Consider the following 20,632-nt stretch of genomic DNA (forward strand, 5'->3'; position numbering starts at 1 on the left):
TTATGCCCATGTGAAATATGAATCTTGGGAATTCGTTGTGAGGCTCAGTTATTAGTGGACTGAGGGTTGCTCTTCCTCTGAATCCAGGAAGCTGGCAGCAGCATTTAAAAATGCTTCCAGCGGGGGGTGCAGAGACCCGGTACCGACTTGATAGTGGTTCATGCTTTTGTGGGCCAGGCCAGAGTTGATAGTTGGTGTTGTACCGGTTCTTATGATTTTTAGCAGGTCAAAACCAAATGGAGCGCCTCTACCCTCAATGCCTGGAGTAACGACAAAGTCACTCTCAGAGTGGCAGATATCATACATCTTCAATATGCTGTCGATGTTGTCTTGGTATGTTCCTGAGGATATTTTAAGGGTGCCGCCAAAACCCATGGTCTCGGTGATAGCACTGTCTCCCATGTCCCGGTTGACATCTGCAGGAGTGATTCCCGGCATTAACAGTCCATGGCCAACCCCCGCTAAGCCGGTAAACCAGGCCTTATCCAGCCCTGAAACTTGAATACCAAATTCCGTCCCATTGCGAGCCATAGTTGTAATAATGCTGCTGTGAGGAATACCGCTGCCAGCATCGGAAACAACTTTGCAGGTCGCCATGATTGGGTTTAATGGGAATGTCTCATCCTTGTAGATTTGGTTGGTAATCCTTTCAATATCTTTTCGCTTTTTACTGGCCCGAATAACTCCCGGCATTAAAATTCTAGAGAAAATCAGTGTGGCGGCATTAGTCATTACATGGCAGTCGTCTCCCATAAGGAGACTCCGGCCAATTATAGGTACAAAATCAATTCCGCCTTCATCCTGGATTGCTTGATTTAGTACGGGGGCAATTTCGTCCTCTATCCAACGAAGGTAATCGATGGCCTCTTTGTCATACACGCCAAAGCGAATAGAGCTGCCGCGGTAATCGGCGCGATCATCACTAAGGTTGGAATAAGCCCGATTGCCGGATAGCTTATCTTCGACAATATACACAGACATTGAATGGGTAATAATGCCAGCCATGGGCCCGACCGCATTGTGGTTATGGCAAGGCTCAAGATCAACCTGGCCTTCCTCCATAACCTGCTCCGCTTCAGCTTTATTTTTAGCCAGGCCTTCATAAATCAGACCGGCAATGATTGCGCCTTTTAACGGTCCAGATGCCCGCTGCCAGGTTATTGGGGGACCGGCATGCAGGACTAAATTTTTTCGCATTCCGGGAATGTTGTCGCCAGCTTTACCTATCCCGATCAAAATCGGCACAGCCTGCTTCATGCGCTTAATGGATTCGTCATTAGCTTGCTGATTGAGTGCCTGGAACTCAGGCGTTGCCAGTTTATGGAGGATTTCTTCGGTACTGGGCCTGAATTCAATATCCGTTCTCATCCCTACTCCCCTGAATTTAGCAATTCAGCATATTGTTCAGTAATGATGTTCATATTGCGTAGCATTAGATCCGTGGTGCCGGTAATTACCTGAATTTGGCGCTTTTCAGATATTTTCATATTTCCCTCAAACCCCCGGCTGGCGTAACTCAGGTGGTCTTTTGCTTTGCGTAGATTGTCATTGATCTCTGGAGTATTGAGGGGGCTCTCCAATAGCTGGTTCAGTCGGTTGGAGTATTCGGAGAGATCTTCCTGCAATCCGGTTTCGGCATCATCCAAGGATACTTCCCATAGTTTAGCAGCGTAGTTCTTGGCGATTCTCTGGGAGAGCATACGCTGGCGACCGGCGATATTAATGAGCTCGGCGCTGTTGTGATTGGCGACTTGTTGGAGTTGGACCACATAGGTGTGGGCGGCAGAAAGAAGGGAGTTGCTGCGCTGAAATAATTCGCTGGCGCTTTGTTTATTGACTGGTTGTGAGGCGACAGACTCAAACGCTTTCCATTCTTTTTCAACTTCAACAAGTTGATCTCTGATCTTTTCTGCGCCATGAAAATTATTTAGTTTCTCGTGATTCTTTTTAAATTCGTGAATTGATCGGGCAAATACCTTTTCGTGGCGCTCTGCATCCGGTTGAATGCCGCGCAAGATGTAAGTCTGGGTAATGCGCTGGGATAGCATTCTCTGTTTACCAGCCGTATTGATGGCGTCTCCCATAGAGAAGGCTGCGACATCCAGGCTTAAAATTAACAAGATAAATACTGCTGACAACTTCATGATTTTACTCTTGTAGTTTGACTTACTTCACAATTTAAGTGGGTTTGATGTTTGCAATGCATGCGTGGGCCCTCCCGGTTAATGAAAGGTCGCAGAGGTATTACGGAGTTATCCAGAGGTCCTTGAGTAACAGTGATGTGAGCTTATAGGGGCTGCTTTCTGAATAAGGCGATTTTGAACAATATTGATAAGTTAAACAAATAAGCTCCGAATTCCATTGATTGAGCAAAAATAAATAATTTAAATACGTTGTTAGGAAATATGATTTTGCAAACTCATCTGGTTTTAGGATTTGACGTTCCTTATATCAAATTTAAGGATGGAGATATCTAACCCTTTTTTTCGCTGTTAACGCTTTGGTGGTATTTGGATTGGGGGTGAGGGGGGCTTTCTGGGGAGTGGATTGTTGTGGGGTTTGTGGAAGTTTAGATGGGGCTTGATAATAGCCGGAAATAAAAAAGGCCCTACTAGGGGTAGAGCCTTCTTTTCATCAGATCTAAGGTGACTTAGAACTGGTAATTCAGAGCCAAGCTGAACAGGTAAGCTTCGGTTTTGGTGGTGCCACCATCGAAGTAGGTAATCAGGGAGTCGTTAATGTTGTTAGCTTCCTGGATAACTTCGTCATCACCCCAGATGTAGGCGAAAGCGCCATCAACAGTGAGTTTGTCAGTTAGTGAGTAGGTGCCGCCAACAGTCAGCCACTGGCGATCAGTGTCGGGAATAGACAGGGTACGCCAGGTAATCGGAAGGTCTTCGTCTACCAGTTCTGAGAGTTCTTCGGTTTCATGGCGGTTCAAGCCGTCGCGGGCAGCGCCTTGATCGTAAGCGTAACCAAAGCGGAAGGTCCACTCGTCATTGCGGTAGTATTCACCACCGATACTGAAACGAGAGCCGCTTTGGAAGTTTTCTTCTTTCAGCAGAAGCGGGTTGTAGTCTTCACCAGCGGAGGGGATAAAGGCTTCGAGGCGCTCGAAACGGTCCCAGTTGGTCCACATGTAGCCTACCGCCACACCCCAGTTATTGTTGAAGCGGTGGTAGAAGCCCAGCTCCAGGGTGTCAGGCAGGTTCAGGGTCAGGTTGCCGGAAGTATCGTCAAATGAATCCAGCGGGCTCGGAGCGATGTCGGAGCTTACTTCACCCTTAATTTTGGGGTCGTACTTAGCGTGGTAAGAAATACCTGCGCGAGTGTTGTCGCTGATGCGCCACAGGCCGCCGATGGTCCAGCTCAGGTCCCAGGCATCCCCTTTTACGTCCAACACGGTGGCGCCGGAGGGGTTAAATCCAAAGGCGGGTGCTACAACGTCACCGATCAGGAAGTCATCGGGGAAGGTGGTGTTCAGTTCTGCATCAACGTAGAAAATATTCGCTGCCAGGCCAATGCTGAATTGATCGTTAAAATCGTAAGCAACAGATGGCTGGATGTTTACAGTCAGCAGAGAGGTTTTGTTAGCGATCGTAGTTGCGGGGAAGTTATCCGGGAAATCAGTTTCCAGGCCAAAGTCGGTGTACATGGCCAGGCCCCAGGACCACTCATCATTGATGGGGGCGGCCAGGTAGCCGTTGGGGATTACTGCGCTGGTGGCGTAGTCTTTGGCGCTCGCGGGAGTTTCGAATCCCAGGTAGCCAGTTTCCTCACTGCCGACGTAGTAGGTGACATCACCATCAACATCGATTTCGGGATCAACGTAAGTCGCACCAAGAGAAATGGTGTAAGTATTGAATAGTGCTGAACCGGCTGGGTTGCGCGCCAGAATCGCAGCGTTGTCGCCGATAGTGTTTTCGGCAGCAAATGCGCGGCCAAGGCCTGTTGCACTGGTTTCCTGCAAGTAGAAACCTGCAGCCATAGCGCCTTGGGAAACGGAGCTGATAGCTGCGGCCAGAACTGCGTGTCGCAGGTATTTTTTATTCATGAGAACCCATCTCTAAGTCTGCTGATTACTGAAAGCCATAAACAGGTTGGAATAAACTCTGCCATGGCAGGAAGGCCTTTAGACTTATATAAGTACCTTCCACTTCCGTAGCAAATCCCTTACTAAAAAGTCTAGCAATACGTCATTGCCCTAGTGAGGGAGAGGAGTGACTTTATAAAGACAATGGGGACAAAAATCTATCCAAGTCGACGGATTTTTTTTCATCAGTCGAAAATGTGGCCATTTATTGGCTGGCAGCGACTTTTTCGCCGTTGATGGATAAATTTGTCAGGTTGATTTGATACCTTTTGCCATTTTCTTCTCTTTGGATAAGTTTCACCAAAGCGTAGTTCCATTGCGGTGCGATCCAGACAGTTGTCTCTCTTCCAGAGTCTTTATCTCTCACTCGAGCGACTTTAATTGTCTCCACCGGACCCAGAGGTGTTTTTAGGGTTTCAGTGCCAACTTGACTGAATTTGTAATCGCGAATTTTTTTGCCGTCGGCAACTTTGTATTGAAGGTCTGTTTTTCCTGCGGCGACATCGAGTGCCAGTTGGATTTGATAGCTCACCTTGTCAAGGATATTGGGAGGGGCGTCTTTGAGATCCCGCTCCGGATTATGAACGTTAAAGATCATACCTTTTGACGGTTCGAAATTAAGCACCGTGGCGCGATTTCGACCAAGGCCTTTGCGGCGATATTCGTAATGTTGGGGGGTGATATGGCCATCCTGGCTGGTAAAGCGAGAGTACTCTTTAATGCTGGCAAAAAGGGCGCTGCTATCGAAGTCCAGGCGCCAGTTGCCGTCCTGTCCGGACAATTCCCGAGTGGCGGTAATGCTGATCCCATTAAATCGGGCGGCGTAGGTGGCTTTGAAAGGTTCCAGCTCAGCAGCAATTGCCTGGCCGGTAATTAAAAAAAGAAACAGAGAGGTAGCAAAAAGGCGCACTGTGATATCCCACAAAAAACTGAACCCTTTTGAATACTAGCTGGCGAGGCGCGCAAAGTACATTGAAGGACTTTTACCCCGCCAGCTATCAAGGTCTGGTTTTATGCGGAAACCTGAACCCCGTGGTGAGGTAGTAATTCACCATCCAGCTGAACTCGATCATCTGCCATTTGCAGGCGCTGCTGAGCAAACCAGGTAACTGCCATGGGGTAAATGATGTGTTCTTGAACCTGCACTCGCTTTGCCAATAGCTCTGGAGTGTCTCCCTCCTTTACAGGAACAATGGCTTGGACGATAGGTGGCCCGCCATCGAGTTCCTCGGTGACAAAATGCACGGTTACTCCGTGTTCTTTGTCCCCGGCTTCCAGTGCCCGCTTATGGGTATGCAGGCCCTGGTATTTCGGCAGTAAGGAGGGGTGAATGTTGATCAGGCGGCCGTTGTAGTGGCGCACAAAGTCGGGTGTCAAAATACGCATAAACCCAGCCAGTACAACCAAATCTGGTTTGCACTTGTCGATCTCTTCGATCAAGGCGTGATCGAAGGTTTCTCTGCTGGAGAAATCCCGGTGATCCACCACAGAGGTGGGAACGCCTGCCTGTTCTGCGCGAGTCAGACCATAGGCATCTGCCTTATTGCTGACAACTGCAGTCACGGAAAAAGGCGCGTCCTCTTGTGCGGCGGCATCCAGCAGAGCCTGCAGGTTGCTGCCACTACCGGAGATTAATACGGCAACTCTACAAGACATTACAGCCCCGCCAGCTCTACTGCTTCCGCCCCTTCTTTGGCATCTTCGATAGTGCCAACGACAAAGGCGTCTTCGCCCATTTGCTTGAGAGCGGATAGTGCCGACTCGGATTGCTCTGCAGGCACGCAAATAACCATGCCAACACCGCAGTTAAACGTGCGGTACATTTCGCGGCTATCGATATTGCCTGCATCACGCAGCCAATTAAATACAGGAGGCATTTCCCAGCTGGTGACATCAATACGCGCGCTGCAGCCTTCGGGCAGTACGCGGGGCAGGTTTTCCAGTAAGCCGCCGCCAGTGATATGGCTTAGCGCATTCACCTGGAAGGTCTTCATTAATTGCAGCAGGTTTTTAACGTAAATACGGGTCGGGGCCATCAACGCTTTGGCCAGTATTTCACCGCCGATGTCCTGCTGGAGATCGGCACCGCTGACTTCTAGAACCTTGCGGATCAGGGAGTAGCCATTGGAGTGGGGGCCACTGGAGGCCAGGCCGATCAATACGTCGCCAGCTTTAACTTTGCTGCCGTCGATGATTTCAGATTTTTCTACGACACCGGTGCAGAAGCCTGCCAGGTCATAATCGTCGCCTTCGTACATGCCGGGCATTTCGGCGGTCTCGCCGCCGACCAGTGCGCAGCCTGACAGCTCACAGCCTTTGCCAATGCCGGTAACTACTTCTGCAGCAATATCGACATTGAGTTTGCCGGTTGCGTAATAGTCGAGGAAGAAGAGGGGTTCAGCTCCTGCTACGATCAAGTCATTTACACACATGGCGACAAGATCGATACCGATGCTGTCGTGAATGCCCAAGTCCATTGCCAGGCGTAACTTGGTACCTACACCGTCGGTGCCGGAAACCAAAACCGGCTCTTTATAGCCGCTTGGAAGTTCACACAGGGCGCCGAATCCGCCCAGTCCGCCCATTACCTCGGGGCGGGATGTGCGTTTGGCGACATTTTTGATGCGCTCTACCAGTGCATTACCTGCGTCGATATCGACACCGGCATCTTTATAAGAGAGGGATGTTTGCGTAGATTGCGGCTTGGAATCGCTCATGATTCTTCCTGCGGTGGGTATTCGAAGGGCGCGTATTCTATCTGGGTCTTGCCTCGGGAGCCACGCCCAGACGGCATCTCGAAGGGGGATTTCGGCATTTTCTCACCATTTGAACTGTGAAATCACTCCGATAGTGAGAACTCGGGGCTGAGAGAAACGTCTGACGCTGATACAATAGCCGCAATTTTTAGTCCGCCCTAAAATCTGGCGTCTTGCACATCGATAATAATTTCTGCAAGCTCAGGGGCGGAAAATAAGAGGTTTGGAGAGAAGTCCTATGCACAAGCTGCTCCGGCAGGGATTGGTGTTGCAGTTGCTGGCTCTGATCATCAGTGTTCTAGCCCTACCGGTTCAAGCTCGAGTCATCTCGGATTTGTACGAAGTTGTCGAGGCTGTGTCGAGTCGCGGAGCCACGGATCGTACAGCAGCCGGAAGTCGCGGCCTGGAACGTGTGTTCGTACGTGTTACGGGAGATGCCGCTGTCGGTAGTAACCCAAATGTGCAGCCGATATTAAAGAATGCACAGCAGTTTGTTCAAGGGTATCGCTATACCCGCGAGGACAATCAGCTCTACTTGCACCTTTCCTTTGATCCCCAAGCGATCTCCCGGCAAGTTAATCAATTGAACTTGCCCGTGTGGCCTAACAATCGCCCCGGTACTTTGGTGTGGCTTGCAGTAGATACCCTGCAAGAGGGACGCAGTGCTTTGAGTGAAGAGGCGACCCCGGAGCTCTTCTCTGTACTCGAGGCAATGGCTATCGAGCGCGGTGTCCCCCTGGATTTCCCGGTAATGGATCTTAATGATCAGCGCAATATGCCCCTGGGAGCTCTCTGGGCCCAGGATGAGCAGGCAGCTGAGAAGGCGGGTTTTCGCTATAGTCCCGATGCCACTTTGATGGGGCGGGTGCTTCAAGCTTCGGGCCATCGCTGGCAGGCAGATTGGTTGCTAATTCACGGCGGTCGCAGTTATGCCTTTGATACTGCCGGAGGTTCGCTGGAAGAGGTCGCTCTGCGCGGCGTTAACCAGCTGGCCAATGTTCTCGCGCAGCGCTATGCGGTGTCCCCAAATGGCCAGGACAATCAGTTGGGCGCGGTGATTGTTGAGTTATCTGGTATCGACAGTTTTGCTGATTATGCCAAGGCATCTGGTTATCTACAGGGGTTGGCACAGGTCAGCAGTGCTAACCTGCTCTCTGTTGAAGGGGACCGAATGCGCCTGGCACTGGTCACTTCGGCAGGGTTGAGCAATTTGCGTGATACCCTGGCTCTAAACCATAAATTGCGAGCACAAGCGGACGGAGACGCCATTAACCTGAATGGATACCGTTCACCCTTGGGCAGCGCTGAGAATCCGTTGCGCTATCACTGGGATTGAGATGAGTATTCCGCAACAATTGCCGCTGGGGGTATCCCTGCGGGATGACGCCACTTTTGATAACTTCTACCTGTCGGATTCAGATCCAAATCGACAGGTAGTTGCCCTGCTGCAGTCTTTTGCCAGTGGCGAGAATCCCGAGTCTGTAATTTACATTTGGGGTGAGGCGGGTAGTGGTATTAGCCACTTGCTTCAGTCTGCTTGTCAGTGCGCAGAGGCCAATGGTCGCTCTTTCCATTATCTCCCTCTCGCAGACCTAATGAACATGGACCCGGCTGTTATTCTCGACGGACTCGAACGCCTGGACCTTGTCTGTATAGATGATGTTCATTTGTTGGAAGGGCAGCCCGAGTGGCAGACCGCTATTTTCCATCTCTATAACCGAGTTAAGGATGGCGGCAGGCAGTTATTGATGGGGGCTCGCAAGTCTCCCCGCGGTATGGATATTGCCCTGGCTGATTTGCAGTCACGCCTGCACTGGTCCCTGGTGTTCCAGCTCAAAACCCTGAATGACAGCGATAAAGTTGCCGCCCTGCGCCGTCGCAGCCGTCTGCGCGGTTTCGACCTGCCGGAAGATGTGGCCCAGTACATATTGCACCGCGCCCCGAGGGATACTCGAGCACTCTTTCTGTGTCTGGAGGAGTTGGACCGGGCTTCACTTATGGCTAAGCGTAAAATCACCATTCCTTTTGTTAAGCAGGTTTTGGATATCTGACCCCAGCACCGGGCTCTGGCCGACCTGCTTTAGTCTCCTGAGCTCATTTGGGCTCCTCTGCCTTGTGTTTTAGCGACACTAGACGCTTTTTCCGTCTATTAAGGTTGGTGTTTACTCACTTCGCCTTTCCCTATCTACTCCAGCTCCATCTTCTTCACCTGTGTATTTCCGTGTGAAATCTGCTCTGCCCACGATACCAATTTGAGGCAGCGAATGGGTTTATGGTGAGTCTTGCCCCTGTTTGCTCCCAAATGTCTCTGGTTGAGGGCAGCGTTATGCCAAACATTCATAAAATCCTGTATGTCAGCCATGCTGCTGAAGATGAAAGCAGTGGACTCATGCAGGCTTTTGCAGTGGCGCGCAATCATCAGGCGGAGATAAAGGTTTTACTGGTCTGTCCGAAGGTGCCGGAAGGGTTTGAGGAGTTTAGTCGGCTCTGTGTGAGGACAATGCTTGATAGGGTCAGGAGTGAAATTGAGTCGGCCCGCGTACATATGGAGTTATCCGCGGAAAGGACCAATTTGGAGATTGAGTCAGATTGTGGTGCCCGACCTGCCGAGCGGGTGATCCGCCGGGTATTGTCTGAGGGCTATGACCTGGTGATCAAGAATGTTGAGGGTCGCAGCCAGCTTAAGGGCTTCAAGGCAATGGATATGGATCTGCTGCGAAAGTGTCCCTGCCCGGTATGGCTGTGCCGCCCAATCAAGGAACATCGCAACAAAATTCAGGTGGCTGTAGCTCTCGACCCTGAATGCGAGGATGGCAGCAGTTATGACTTGGCGATCCGGTTGCTGCGCTGGTCGCGAGTACTCGCTGACAGTTGCAGTGGGGTGTTGAACGTTATTTCCTGTTGGGACTTCGATATCGACGAATACTTGCGGCGCCATTTTCCCTTGAGCGCTTCTGAGGAAGAGTTGGATGAGGCCACTGAATCAGCGCGGGCCCAACACCGATCAAAGCTCGATGTATTGATACGTGCATCCGGAATTGAGGGGGAAATACGTATTCACCATGTGGTTGCCCATCCAGATAACTTTATTCCATTGCTGATTGATGAAGAAGGTCTCGACTTGCTGGTAATGGGCACTGTTGGACGGGCGGGTATTCCCGGTTTCATTATGGGGAATACAGCAGAGAATATATTGCAGAAGGTCAGTTGCTCCCTGCTGGCTCTGAAGCCCAGTGACTTTGTATCGCCGATAAAATAGTTGTGGATTATGGGTCTAATTCAGCTTGGCCCCTGCGCTGATCGCTCTATCGGAATTCTCTGCTGCGGGAGTTGAGGTGATCCTGATACCGGGACAAAATTACAGCTAAGAATTCGGGAGAAATATAATGATTAAGACTATTGCCAAATGGTTTGGCGGCTTATTTTTTGTGGGGGTTTTGGCAGTTTCTGCTTTTGCTATTAATGCAGTTTATTTCAAGCCTTGGTCTATAGATGTATTTTTTGAACGTGTCTTTATAAAAATCGGCAGTAGCAGTCCGGAAATCCTTTCACAAATTAGAATTTTGGAACAATTTGGAATTGATGGACACAATGCGCATCTCGATGATTTGTCTGAAGAAGAGCAGTTGCGTGTTATTGAAATGATGAAGAGCGAGCTGGCGGTATTGCGCAGCTACGATCGCGAAAGTTTGGAAGGGCAGCAGGCCATTTCCTATGATGTGTTAGAGCATCTTCTCAGTATAAAGGCGGAAGTTGAACGCTGGAGGCACCATGATTACCCGCTTAACCAAATGTCGGGTGAGCAGAATAGGTTGCCAGAGTTTCTCGCTGAAGTACATCAGATCAACAATGTAAAAGAAGCTGATTATTACTTGTCTCGTCTGGGAGAGGTCGGACGTAAGTTTGATCAATTGCTGGATGGTCTGAAGATAAGGGAAGGGAAAGATATCCTGCCCCCGCGCTTTGTTGTCGATAGTGTTTTAGAGGAAATGCAGGGTTTTATCGCCGCGCCGGTAAAAGAAAATATACTTTATACCTCATTACTGGAGCGACTTAACAAAATTGAAAAGCTGGATAAACATGAGCGGGAAGGTATTCTCAGCCAAGCTGAGTTGCTGATTGGTACAGAAGTTTACGCCGCGTATCAAGGGCTAATCGATTATTTCAGTACTCTCCGGTTAAAAGTTGGAGAGAACAATGGTGTTTGGGCATTGCCGGATGGGGATGCCTACTATGCCTATCAAGTACGCAACTTTACCAGTACAGATATTGCACCGGAGGAACTCCATCGTATTGGATTGGAAGAGGTTGCAAGAATTGAAACGGAAATGAATGAAATTTTTTCATCCGTTGGTAGAACCAGTGGCACTATTAGCGAACGTTTTTCAGCACTGAATAATGATCCCCAGTTTCTTTATGAGGATTCAGATTTAGGGCGAGAGAAAATTATTGCCGATTACCAGGTAATGATTGATGAAATTGATGCGGGCCTGGGTGACTATTTTGATTTAAAACCCAAAATGGGTGTTGAGGTGCGCCGAGTCCCAGAGTTTAAAGAGCAAGGTTCGGCGGGAGCCTACTACAATCCTCCAGCAATGGACGGGTCTCGCCCCGGGGTATTTTATGCAAACTTGCGGGATGTTCATGAAACCAAAAAGTTTGGAATGCGTACCTTGGCTTACCATGAAGCGGTACCTGGGCATCACTTCCAGTTGGCAATTGCACAAGAGCTAAAAGGTGTGCCGACTTTCCGTAAAATGGGGTTGTTTAATGCTTACTCGGAAGGGTGGGCACTGTACTCCGAGAAGCTTGCTAAAGAAGCCGGTTTCCAGGAAAACCCCTATGATGATTTGGGTCGGTTGCAGGCGGAAATGTTCCGGGCTGTGCGGTTGGTCGTGGATACTGGAATGCACTATAAGCGCTGGAGTCGCGAGCAAGCGATTGAGTATATGCTGGAAAAGACCGGTATGACTGAGTCTGAAGTCATCACCGAAATCGAACGATATATGGTTTGGCCCGGTCAGGCACTGGCCTACAAAACCGGTATGCTGAAGATTCTTGAGTTGCGTGAACGCGCTAAAGAAGCGCTTGGTAGCCAGTTTGATATCCGCCAGTTCCACAATGTAGTTCTCACCAATGGCGCTTTGCCATTGGCAGTGCTGGAGCAGCAGGTAGATCAGTGGATAGCAACCAACAAGAGTTAGGATTCACTTTTGCAGAGTATTCGGCTATAGGATCGTCAAAAGAGTAACTTAAAAGTTTGAGCATCTTTACCGCTAGAAAGGGTGAAGGTGCTCGGATCATGTGGTTTTAGTTACTAAAAAGGGAGAAGGGAAGAATACACCGCGCTTGGGACCCTATGAGGCATGGATGCCGATTAGGAGCTTACAGGGATGTATTCACAGCGTGTCTCGAGAGCGGTGTATTCTTTCCTTCCACCCCAGTAGTAAGAATAGTACTTGTAAGGGGTTGGTAAATGCCGAAGTCAAAAGCTATTACGGTAGATGATGGGTTTTCTAGAGTTAAATTTCTAAAAGGAAGAACTCCCGAAACAACGGATGAGGAAGCTAAAGATGCATTTGCCTTATTGTCCGAGTATAGGGATGGTGGAATATACGTAGCCCACTATTCAGGGAATAGCGAGAGGGAAAGGCACACCAATGGAGATGAGTTTGTTCAAGTTGTAGATGGAGAAACAACTCTAATTCTTCTCGTAAATGGTGAAGAGAAGCGGAACGAGTTATCAGCTGGGCAAATATTGGTTGTACCAAAAGGTGTCTGGCACCGATTTGAAACGCCTAGCGAAGTAAAAGTTATGACTATCACCCCGCAGCCAACTGAGCACAGTATCGCTAAGCCATACGACACTTAAAAAATAGGATCATTCTACATGCTGGCAGCGGTTTGCAGTATAAGAGTGAACGCTGTTAGCTTAAATTAAAAAAGGCCACAGATAGTGGCCTTTTTTAATTCTGTTTTAACCTTTTAGTTATACTTTTGGAGTTCTGGTGTTTGCTATCCACTCGTCAATAATTTCCTCCAGGGCATCCAGTGGTACTGGGCCGTTGGCCAGAACTGCATTGTGGAATTGACGAATATCAAACTTCTCTCCCAGTTCTTTTTTGGCTTTCTCACGAAGCTGTAAAATTTTGAGCATGCCAATTTTGTAGGCTGTTGCCTGGCCGGGTAATACGATATAGCGCTCGACTGCTTTAATAACATCCCCCTCAGGGTTAGGGGTGTTTTCCATCAGGTATTGTATGGCTTGTTCTCGGGTCCACTTCTTGGTGTGGATCCCGGTATCGACTACAAGGCGCCCTGCTCGCCACAACTCCATGGCGAGGCGCCCAAAATCTGAGTAGGGGTCTTGGTAGAGTCCCATCTCTTTTGGCACCATTTCAGAGTAAAGGCCCCAACCCTCGGTATAGGCGGTATAGTGACCATATTTGCGGAATTTAGGGATATCCTGTAATTCCTGGGTGATAGAGAGCTGCATATGGTGGCCGGGGATACCCTCGTGGTATGCCAGTGCTTCCATCTGGTAACTGGGCATATCATCCATATTGTAGAGGTTGGCGTAGTAGATGCCTGGGCGTGATCCGTCGGCAGCAGGTTGCAGGTAAAAAGCTTTACCGGCAGATTTCTCCCGGAATGGTTCTACCGCTCTCACATCGAGGTCCGCTCTAGGTTTGGTGATAAATAACTCGTCCAGCCTACCCTTCATGGTATCGATAATGGTAGTAGCCTTCTCAAGATATGCAGCTTTCCCCTGTTCAGTGGTCGGGTAATAAAATTGCTGGTCGGTGCGCATAAATTCGAAGAAATTTTTCAATTTACCTTCGAATTTTACTTTACGCATAATTTCTCGCATCTCATCATGGATGCGAGTCACTTCTTCAAGGCCAATCTTATGAATTTCTTCGGCTGTCATATCGGTAGATGTGTAAAAGCCGAGACGAAAATTATAAAAGTCACTGCCATCTGCCAGTTTCCAGGCGCCATCATCAGTAGTTGCGCGTATCTCAAGCTCTTGCAGGTAGTCGATTAGGGTTTTATAGGCGGGGCCAGTGTTGTCTTTTAGTGCTGTTTTAGCTTTATCTATTAAGGACTTTTTCTGCTCTTTACTGATATCGAGGTTTTCTACTTTTCCCTTAAAGTCAGCAAATAGGGGACTGTCCTTTTTTCTGTCAAAAGGAGCACCAGTAATTAGGTTTTGTGCATCTCCAATAACGTAGGGGAAAACAAATTTTGGAATAGTGGTGCCAGCTTTGGCGTTTTCCTCTAGTTGGTCTTGCAGCTGTGCGAAATACTGGGGAATTCTATTTAAGCGGGAAATATAAGCTTCGGCATCCCTGATGTTATCGATACGGTGCTGGCTGATAAGTGTTGAAGCGGCGCCGGTATGGGTGGCGAACATTTGGTTGACTGGATAATTATGATTTCGCCACTTATAGGCTTCGATCTCTTGTTGCAACGTGCGTTTTGCCAGCCGAAGATTAAGTTGGGTAGGTCGATCCAGTATAGCGGGATCAATTTTATTCAGCTCGGATAATTGACGCTTATTAATTTCATGGGTTTCTTGTGCAAATTCAGGAGTTAGATCATTCCATTTGCCGTACTCCTCTTTCAGACCCAAGAATGTTTTGAATTCAGGGCTGCGGTCTAGATGCTCCTGGAAGAACTTATCGAATAGCAAATTGACCTTCTTGCTGGCCTCACTCATTTCTTTGCTGACTTTCGGGGGAGGTGACTGATTAAGTGCACTTTCCTCTAAGGGGGCAATCTTATGTGCATCCGCATTGTTGGTACTATCGTTGCAGCCTGTGAGAATGAGTGAGCTTACTGCCGCTGCAATCAGAGTTACTTTTAACTTCATGAGTACAATCCTTGCGTTCAAAGAGTAGCTCTTACTTTTTTATCATTATTTTTGCAGTTAATGGACTTTTTTATGTAAAAGCATCCCATTATTTGGTTTTGTGGATATAAATTCAGCAGAAACTAAGAGCGGTGCACTTTTTTGGTATGGGGAATACTGGGTATGTTTTATTTTGGTGCTTTTATACGACAGTGGCGGGTAAGGTGAGCTGAAAATAGGTGGGGGAGTTGAAATCAGACCCCAGTGCCAATCATGCTGGGAGCTGGTGATTGTTTAATAAGAAGTCCGGAGTGTCATTCCGGACTTCCCTGTAAAACAATAAATGCCGTATTGTAAAAACTATACAGAATTATTACTTCTGCAATGCTCTACTGACGATAAGAAAAAGACAGACAAGTAGTTATCAGGTACTTATCTGTCGCTTCTATCATTTATTGTTGGGTTTTTACTTTTGCAACCCACTCATTAACCAGTTCTTCCAGTACATCCAAGGGGACTGGGCCACTGGCCAGGATAGTGTCGTGGAAGCCGCGAACATCAAACTGATCACCCAGTTCTGTTTTGGCTTTTTCACGCAGCTCGACAATTTTCAGCATACCGATTTTGTATGCGGTTGCTTGGCCAGGCATCACGATATAGCGCTCGATCGCTTTAACCACGTCGCCTTTCGGGTTCGGGGTGTTCTCTACGAGGTAGTCGATCGCTTGCTCGCGGGTCCATTTCTTGGCGTGAAGGCCGGTGTCTACCACCAATCGGCCAGCGCGCCACAGTTCCATAGCCAGGCGTCCAAAGTCAGAGTAGGGGTCTTCATAGAAGCCCAATTCCTTGGGTACCAGCTCGGAGTAGAGACCCCAGCCTTCGGTATAAGCAGTGTAACCACCGTATTTACGGAACTTGGGAATATCCTGTAATTCCTGAGCGATAGAAAGCTGCATATGGTGGCCGGGGATACCTTCGTGGTAAGCCAATGCTTCCATCTGGTAAGACGGCATATCTTCCATATTGTACAAGTTGGCATAGTAGATGCCGGGGCGCGAACCATCGGGAGCCGGGCGCTGGTAGAAGGCCTTACCCGCAGACTTTTCGCGGAAGGCTTCTACGGCTCTTACATCGAGATCGGCTTTGGGCTTGGTGATAAACAGTTCATCCAAACGGCCCTTCATGGTGTCGATAATTGCGGTGGCCTTTTCCAGGTATTCCGCTTTACCTTCCTCAGTGGTGGGGTAGTAGAACTGCTTGTCGGTGCGCATGAATTCGAAGAATTCCTGCAAGTTACCTTCGAACTTCACCTTGCGCATAATCTCGCGCATTTCGTCGTGAATACGGGCAACTTCCTTAAGACCGGTTTGGTGGATCTCATCGGCAGTCATATCCGTAGTGGTGTAAACACCGAGGCGGAATTTATAGAACTCTTCGCCGTCTGCCAGTTTCCAGGCGCCGTCGTCAGTGTTGGCTTTTTTCTCAAGCTCTTGCAGGTAGCTGATCAATTTTTCGTAAGCGGGGCCGGCGCTTTCAGTCAGGGCCTGGCTGGCTTTATCGACCAGTGATTTCTTTTGATCTTCACTGATTTCCAGCTTTTCTACTTTGTCTTTAAAGTCTGCAAACAGTGGGCTGTCTTTTTCACCGTTAAAAGGTGCACCGGTGATCAGGTTGCGGGAATCGCTAATAACGTAAGGGAATACAAATTTGGGTACGATGGTGCCGACTGCAGCATTGGCTTTCAGTTGTTCTTCCAGCTGGGAGAAATACTTGGGCATACCATTCAGACGAGCGATATAGGCTTCTGCATCGCTGACATCATCGATACGGTGCTGGCTGATCAGTAGCGATGCTGCGCTGGTGTGGGTGGCATACATCTGGTTGACGGGGTAGCCGTGATTGCGCCACTTGTAGCCATCGATATCCTGTTGCCAGTTGCGCTTTGCCAGGCGCAAGCTCAAGCGGGTAGCGTCATCCAGAGTGGAAGGATCAATTTTATTCAGTTCCGCCAGCTGGCGCTTGTCGATCTCCAGGGTTTCCTTGGCAAACTCTGGGGAGAGGTCGTTCCACTTATCGTAGTCTTCTTTTTTGCCCAGGAAAGTTTTGTACTCGGGGCTGCGGGCGAGGTGCTCCTGGAAGAAGTCCTCGAACATCTGGTTTACGCGCTTGACTGCGGCTGGGTCCACTTTTCCTGCGACTTCTTGAGTCGCCGTGCTTTCCGTGGCTGTGGCGGTTGCACTCTGCTCGGCTGTGTTCGGGGCGCCGCGGTCACAGCCGCTGATTACCAGCGCGCTTATGGCGGCTGCGATCAGGGTTGGTTTCAACTTCATGAGCATATTCCCAGTGTTCGGTTCTTCGTTGCTAATTTGTGCCACTCCAGTGGCATTCTTTAGGTTGCCTGCCTAAATCCCCCACGCTTTATGCGGGATGTGTAGTGCAGATCAGCAGGTATTGTGCTGACTGGAGCAGCATTTGGCCAGTAGTGGGGAGAATTTGATTGGGAGGAGGGCATTAAAGAAATAAAAAAAGCGGGCACATGGCCCGCTTTTTCTGGTGACTTCGGGATTAAGCGAAGTTCTGGTTTACAAACTCCCAGTTCACCAGGGCCCAGAAAGCTTCCATGTACTTCGGGCGCAGGTTGCGGTAGTCGATGTAGTAAGCGTGCTCCCAAACATCGCAGGTCAGCAGGGGAGTAACGCCTTCTTCAGTCAGCGGGGTTGCTGCGTTGGAAGTGTTTACAATGGCGACTGAGCCGTCAGCATTTTTTACCAGCCAAGTCCAGCCGGAGCCGAAGTTGTTTACAGCACTGGTGGTAAATGCTTCTTTGAACTGGTCGAAGCTACCGAAGGCTGCGTTGATAGCCTCGGCAATCGCGCCAGTGGCTTCGCCGCCACCGTTAGGGCTCAGGCAGTTCCAGTAGAAAGTGTGGTTCCAAACCTGGGCTGCGTTGTTGAACACACCACCGGAAGAGGACTTGATCACGTCTTCCAGAGATTTGTCAGCGTCAGCAGTGCCTTCCAGCAGGCCGTTCAGCTTGTCTACGTAGGTTTTATGATGTTTGCCGTAGTGGTACTCCAAAGTCTCTTCGGAGATATGCGGTGCCAGGGCGTTCTTAGCGTAGGGGAGTTCAGGCAATTCGAAAGCCATGGTGTTTTCCTTCCTTTGTCTGAGGGTTATTGGTGAGGGCATTCTACACGTGCCGCATCTCAGAATTAAGCCGGCGCGATGGATTAGGGAAGTTTGGGACGATTTCCTCAAACACAAGGGGGGAAGCTTTTGCTGTCAGCTCTATTCGACTGTCGTCTATTATTACTGACGACCGCTTACTTTTTCGTCAATTTTTGGTATAACTGCCGCAGAATTCGACGAATCTGAATGGATTCTATTGTCATATATTTCTGAAAATACGGTACCGGAAAGAGCAGCATAGAACTGGCGGGTACCGGACTCATCAGCACAGTTATCGGGTGTATCGAACCATGCAACGCAAAGAGCCCACACTGGGCGGCAGCGCCGCTCTTGAACCGTCACTGGATCTCACTACCAGCGAAGAAAGGAGTGATTCACCAGAGCCCCAGGTGATCGTGGAGGAGCGCCGAGGTGGTTTCTCTTTCTTGGGTCTATGTGCCCTGATTATGGCGATGGGTGGCCTGGGTGCCTCGGGTTTCCTGTACCAGCAATGGCAGGACAGCCGGACCCTGTTGAGTGATGCAGAGACTCGTATTGCCGATGCGGAAAACCGTATTGCTGAACTGGAGAAGCGCTTTAGTCTCTCCGATGAGGAATCTACGGCATCGGTTGAAGTACTAAATGCAAAAGCCAAGGAAAACTCCTCGGAGATCCGCAAATTGTGGGGTGTTGCCTATGACACCAACCGCAAGAGTATCTCGGCAAATAAAACAGCAGTCGCAGCTAACAAAAAGCAAGTTGCCGCTCTCAGCACCAAGCTCAGCGGCCTCGAGTCCAGCGTGAAGAAAATCGCTGCTGTAGAGGCTTCGCTGGCAGAGTTGCGCAAGGGCAATACTGATTCCCAGCGTGAGATGACCGATAAGCTTGCTCGCCTGGAACGCCAGCTGGCTTCAGTGCGCAGTGACCTGACTATGCGTGTCGGTGCGAATGAAGAGGCTGTAGAGTCTATCGATGCTTACCGCCGTTCGGTGAATAAGGATCTGGTGCAGCTTCGCGATGCGATTCGCTCCCTGCAGTCCAGCGGTGATTCCACAGCTTCATCCATGTAGTTTTCCGGTTGAGTTAAAAAAGGCGGACCTGGTGTCCGCCTTTTTTTATTCCGTTTTCCCTTTAGGTGAATGGGATTTATGGGAATATCTGGGTCAATAACCCTACATTTCGTGTAGAATCGCCGGCCTCGAGACGTTAATCGGAGTTGGCAATGACCACTATCCGCCAGGATGATCTGATCGGCAGCGTGGCCGATGCGCTGCAATTTATTTCTTACTACCACCCACAGGACTTCATTCAGGCCCTGAACAAGGCTTATGAGAAAGAGGTCAACCCGGCGGCCAAAGACGCCATGGCCCAGATCCTGATCAATTCACGCATGTGTGCCGAGGGTCACCGCCCAATCTGTCAGGATACCGGCATTGTCACCGTGAAGTTGAAAGTGGGTATGAATGTGCGTTGGGAAGCGGATATGAGCGTTACCGATATGGTTAACGAAGGTGTTCGCCGGGCCTATCAAAATGCCAGCAACGTGCTGCGTGCCTCTATTCTGGAAGATCCAGATGGTGCTCGTAAGAATACCGGAGACAATACTCCGGCGGTGATTCACTATGAAATCGTTCCCGGTGATACCGTAGAAGTTTATGTGGCAGCTAAGGGCGGCGGCAGTGAAGCCAAAACCAAGTTTGCCATGCTGAATCCATCAGACTCGGTGGTTGACTGGGTGCTGAAGATGGTTCCACAGATGGGTGCCGGCTGGTGTCCGCCCGGCATGCTGGGTATTGGTATTGGCGGTACCGCTGAGAAAGCGATGCTGTTGGCCAAAGAATCCCTGCTAGACCCCATCGACATTCAGGAACTGCAAGAGCGCGGAGCCTCTAACCGTGCTGAAGAGCTGCGTCTGGAACTCTATGATTCCGTCAACAAACTGGGCATCGGCGCCCAGGGCCTGGGCGGACTGACCACTGTGTTGGATGTGAAGATCAAGGATTATCCTACCCACGCTGCCAACAAGGCTGTGGCGATCATCCCCAACTGCGCGGCTACCCGTCACACCCACTTTACCCTGGATGGCTCCGGGCCCGCTCGCCAGACTCCGCCTAAGTTGGAAGACTGGCCGGAAATTACCCGCGAAGCGGGCAGCAATACCCGTCGGGTAAACCTGAATACCATTACTGCAGAAGATATCCAAAGCTGGCAGCCCGGTGAGACCCTGCTGCTGAACGGCAAGATGCTGACTGGTCGCGATGCGGCGCACAAGAAAATGGTAGATATCCTCGCCAAAGGCGAGAAGTTGCCTGTGGATCTCACCGGCCGCTTTATCTACTACGTAGGCCCGGTAGATCCGGTGCGCGATGAGGTTGTTGGTCCCGCTGGTCCAACCACCGCTACCCGTATGGATAAATTCACTCGCACTATGCTGGAAGAAACTGGCTTGGCGGGGATGATCGGTAAGGCGGAGCGCGGCCCCATGGCAATTGAGGCAATCCGCGATAATAAAGCGGTATACCTGATGGCCGTCGGTGGCGCTGCTTATCTGGTTGCCCAGGCGATTAAGGGCTCCGAAGTTATCGCCTTCCCCGAGCTGGGAATGGAAGCGATTTACGAGTTCGAAGTAGAAGATATGCCGGTAACTGTGGCTGTCGACAGTCAGGGTGAGTCAGTACACACTACTGGCCCGCTGATCTGGAAAGCCAAGATTGCCGAAGGTGAGGTGTAACGCTTCCGCCATTTAAAGAAAAGGCCCCA

At 49.7% G+C, this 20,632-nt stretch carries 16 protein-coding genes; 7 read left to right on the forward strand and 9 right to left on the reverse strand.

The annotated features are described in order from the left end of the window. Window positions 1-51: 51 nt before the first annotated feature. From ACJJI4_RS03130 to purM, 6 genes are all read right to left on the reverse strand, one after another. Window positions 52-1,368, reverse strand: a complete 1,317-nt coding sequence (locus tag ACJJI4_RS03130) for a YlbE family protein (protein WP_444927014.1) — start codon at window positions 1,366-1,368, stop codon at window positions 52-54. Between the two features lie 2 nt (window positions 1,369-1,370). Further along, window positions 1,371-2,144 (reverse strand): type IV pili methyl-accepting chemotaxis transducer N-terminal domain-containing protein, encoded by a 774-nt coding sequence (locus ACJJI4_RS03135; protein ID WP_444927015.1) that lies wholly within the window; start codon window positions 2,142-2,144, stop codon window positions 1,371-1,373. Between the two features lie 506 nt (window positions 2,145-2,650). After that, window positions 2,651-4,054 (reverse strand): OmpP1/FadL family transporter, encoded by a 1,404-nt coding sequence (locus tag ACJJI4_RS03140; RefSeq protein ID WP_444927016.1) that lies wholly within the window; start codon window positions 4,052-4,054, stop codon window positions 2,651-2,653. A 244-nt stretch (window positions 4,055-4,298) separates the two neighbouring features. Beyond that, a complete protein-coding gene (locus tag ACJJI4_RS03145) occupies window positions 4,299-5,003 on the reverse strand; it encodes a DUF3108 domain-containing protein (RefSeq protein WP_282931679.1) in 705 nt (234 codons plus the stop codon). A gap of 101 nt (window positions 5,004-5,104) precedes the next feature. Next, window positions 5,105-5,749: a phosphoribosylglycinamide formyltransferase gene (gene purN, locus ACJJI4_RS03150; protein WP_444927017.1), complete on the reverse strand. Its 645-nt coding sequence runs from the start codon at window positions 5,747-5,749 to the stop codon at window positions 5,105-5,107. Beyond that, on the reverse strand, window positions 5,749-6,810 hold the full coding sequence (purM, locus tag ACJJI4_RS03155; protein WP_444927018.1) for a phosphoribosylformylglycinamidine cyclo-ligase: 1,062 nt from the start codon (window positions 6,808-6,810) through the stop codon (window positions 5,749-5,751). The genes purN and purM overlap by 1 nt, the downstream gene beginning before the upstream one ends. A 277-nt stretch (window positions 6,811-7,087) precedes the next feature. Between purM and ACJJI4_RS03160 the strand changes: the two genes are divergently transcribed. From ACJJI4_RS03160 to ACJJI4_RS03180, 5 genes are all read left to right on the forward strand, one after another. Next, window positions 7,088-8,185: a DUF2066 domain-containing protein gene (locus ACJJI4_RS03160; RefSeq protein ID WP_444927019.1), complete on the forward strand. Its 1,098-nt coding sequence runs from the start codon at window positions 7,088-7,090 to the stop codon at window positions 8,183-8,185. Between the two features lies 1 nt (window position 8,186). Beyond that, entirely contained in the window at window positions 8,187-8,900 is a 714-nt protein-coding gene (gene hda, locus ACJJI4_RS03165) for a DnaA regulatory inactivator Hda (protein ID WP_282931683.1), read from the forward strand. A gap of 275 nt (window positions 8,901-9,175) precedes the next feature. Beyond that, window positions 9,176-10,108 (forward strand): universal stress protein, encoded by a 933-nt coding sequence (locus tag ACJJI4_RS03170; RefSeq protein WP_444927020.1) that lies wholly within the window; start codon window positions 9,176-9,178, stop codon window positions 10,106-10,108. Window positions 10,109-10,235: 127 nt separating this feature from the next. Then, window positions 10,236-12,053 carry a DUF885 domain-containing protein gene (locus ACJJI4_RS03175; RefSeq protein WP_444927021.1) on the forward strand — a complete coding sequence of 606 codons (1,818 nt, stop codon included), beginning with the start codon at window positions 10,236-10,238 and terminating at the stop codon, window positions 12,051-12,053. A gap of 272 nt (window positions 12,054-12,325) precedes the next feature. Then, window positions 12,326-12,721 (forward strand): cupin domain-containing protein, encoded by a 396-nt coding sequence (locus tag ACJJI4_RS03180; protein WP_444927022.1) that lies wholly within the window; start codon window positions 12,326-12,328, stop codon window positions 12,719-12,721. 117 nt (window positions 12,722-12,838) lie between these two features. On the opposite strand, the gene ACJJI4_RS03185 is transcribed toward ACJJI4_RS03180, so the two are convergent. The 3 genes from ACJJI4_RS03185 to sodB form a co-directional block, all read right to left on the reverse strand. Beyond that, entirely contained in the window at window positions 12,839-14,725 is a 1,887-nt protein-coding gene (locus ACJJI4_RS03185) for a DUF885 domain-containing protein (protein WP_444927023.1), read from the reverse strand. Window positions 14,726-15,156: 431 nt separating this feature from the next. Further along, window positions 15,157-17,034, reverse strand: a complete 1,878-nt coding sequence (locus ACJJI4_RS03190) for a DUF885 domain-containing protein (RefSeq protein ID WP_444927024.1) — start codon at window positions 17,032-17,034, stop codon at window positions 15,157-15,159. A 235-nt stretch (window positions 17,035-17,269) separates the two neighbouring features. Next, window positions 17,270-17,851: a superoxide dismutase [Fe] gene (sodB, locus tag ACJJI4_RS03195; protein ID WP_108732228.1), complete on the reverse strand. Its 582-nt coding sequence runs from the start codon at window positions 17,849-17,851 to the stop codon at window positions 17,270-17,272. Window positions 17,852-18,183: 332 nt separating this feature from the next. Between sodB and ACJJI4_RS03200 the strand changes: the two genes are divergently transcribed. Beyond that, on the forward strand, window positions 18,184-18,942 hold the full coding sequence (locus ACJJI4_RS03200; RefSeq protein WP_282931689.1) for a coiled-coil domain-containing protein: 759 nt from the start codon (window positions 18,184-18,186) through the stop codon (window positions 18,940-18,942). A gap of 152 nt (window positions 18,943-19,094) precedes the next feature. Then, the gene (locus ACJJI4_RS03205; RefSeq protein WP_413664798.1) at window positions 19,095-20,603 is read left to right on the forward strand and encodes a fumarate hydratase; all 1,509 of its coding nucleotides are present in this window, start codon (window positions 19,095-19,097) and stop codon (window positions 20,601-20,603) included. Window positions 20,604-20,632: the final 29 nt, after the last annotated feature.

This window comes from Microbulbifer maximicatervae (SeqCode), from assembly GCF_052467305.1.

What these genes read in the sequence shown, in the direction of transcription:
- ACJJI4_RS03130 (WP_444927014.1), bottom strand. Translation starts at nt 1,368, where the DNA reads ATGAGAACGGATATTGAATTCAGGCCCAGTACCGAAGAAATCCTCCAT.
- ACJJI4_RS03135 (WP_444927015.1), bottom strand. Translation starts at nt 2,144, where the DNA reads ATGAAGTTGTCAGCAGTATTTATCTTGTTAATTTTAAGCCTGGATGTC.
- ACJJI4_RS03140 (WP_444927016.1), bottom strand. Translation starts at nt 4,054, where the DNA reads ATGAATAAAAAATACCTGCGACACGCAGTTCTGGCCGCAGCTATCAGC.
- purN (WP_444927017.1), bottom strand. Translation starts at nt 5,749, where the DNA reads ATGTCTTGTAGAGTTGCCGTATTAATCTCCGGTAGTGGCAGCAACCTG.
- purM (WP_444927018.1), bottom strand. Translation starts at nt 6,810, where the DNA reads ATGAGCGATTCCAAGCCGCAATCTACGCAAACATCCCTCTCTTATAAA.
- ACJJI4_RS03160 (WP_444927019.1), top strand. Translation starts at nt 7,088, where the DNA reads ATGCACAAGCTGCTCCGGCAGGGATTGGTGTTGCAGTTGCTGGCTCTG.
- hda (WP_282931683.1), top strand. Translation starts at nt 8,187, where the DNA reads ATGAGTATTCCGCAACAATTGCCGCTGGGGGTATCCCTGCGGGATGAC.
- ACJJI4_RS03170 (WP_444927020.1), top strand. Translation starts at nt 9,176, where the DNA reads ATGCCAAACATTCATAAAATCCTGTATGTCAGCCATGCTGCTGAAGAT.
- ACJJI4_RS03175 (WP_444927021.1), top strand. Translation starts at nt 10,236, where the DNA reads ATGATTAAGACTATTGCCAAATGGTTTGGCGGCTTATTTTTTGTGGGG.
- ACJJI4_RS03180 (WP_444927022.1), top strand. Translation starts at nt 12,326, where the DNA reads ATGCCGAAGTCAAAAGCTATTACGGTAGATGATGGGTTTTCTAGAGTT.
- ACJJI4_RS03185 (WP_444927023.1), bottom strand. Translation starts at nt 14,725, where the DNA reads ATGAAGTTAAAAGTAACTCTGATTGCAGCGGCAGTAAGCTCACTCATT.
- ACJJI4_RS03190 (WP_444927024.1), bottom strand. Translation starts at nt 17,034, where the DNA reads ATGAAGTTGAAACCAACCCTGATCGCAGCCGCCATAAGCGCGCTGGTA.
- sodB (WP_108732228.1), bottom strand. Translation starts at nt 17,851, where the DNA reads ATGGCTTTCGAATTGCCTGAACTCCCCTACGCTAAGAACGCCCTGGCA.
- ACJJI4_RS03200 (WP_282931689.1), top strand. Translation starts at nt 18,184, where the DNA reads ATGCAACGCAAAGAGCCCACACTGGGCGGCAGCGCCGCTCTTGAACCG.
- ACJJI4_RS03205 (WP_413664798.1), top strand. Translation starts at nt 19,095, where the DNA reads ATGACCACTATCCGCCAGGATGATCTGATCGGCAGCGTGGCCGATGCG.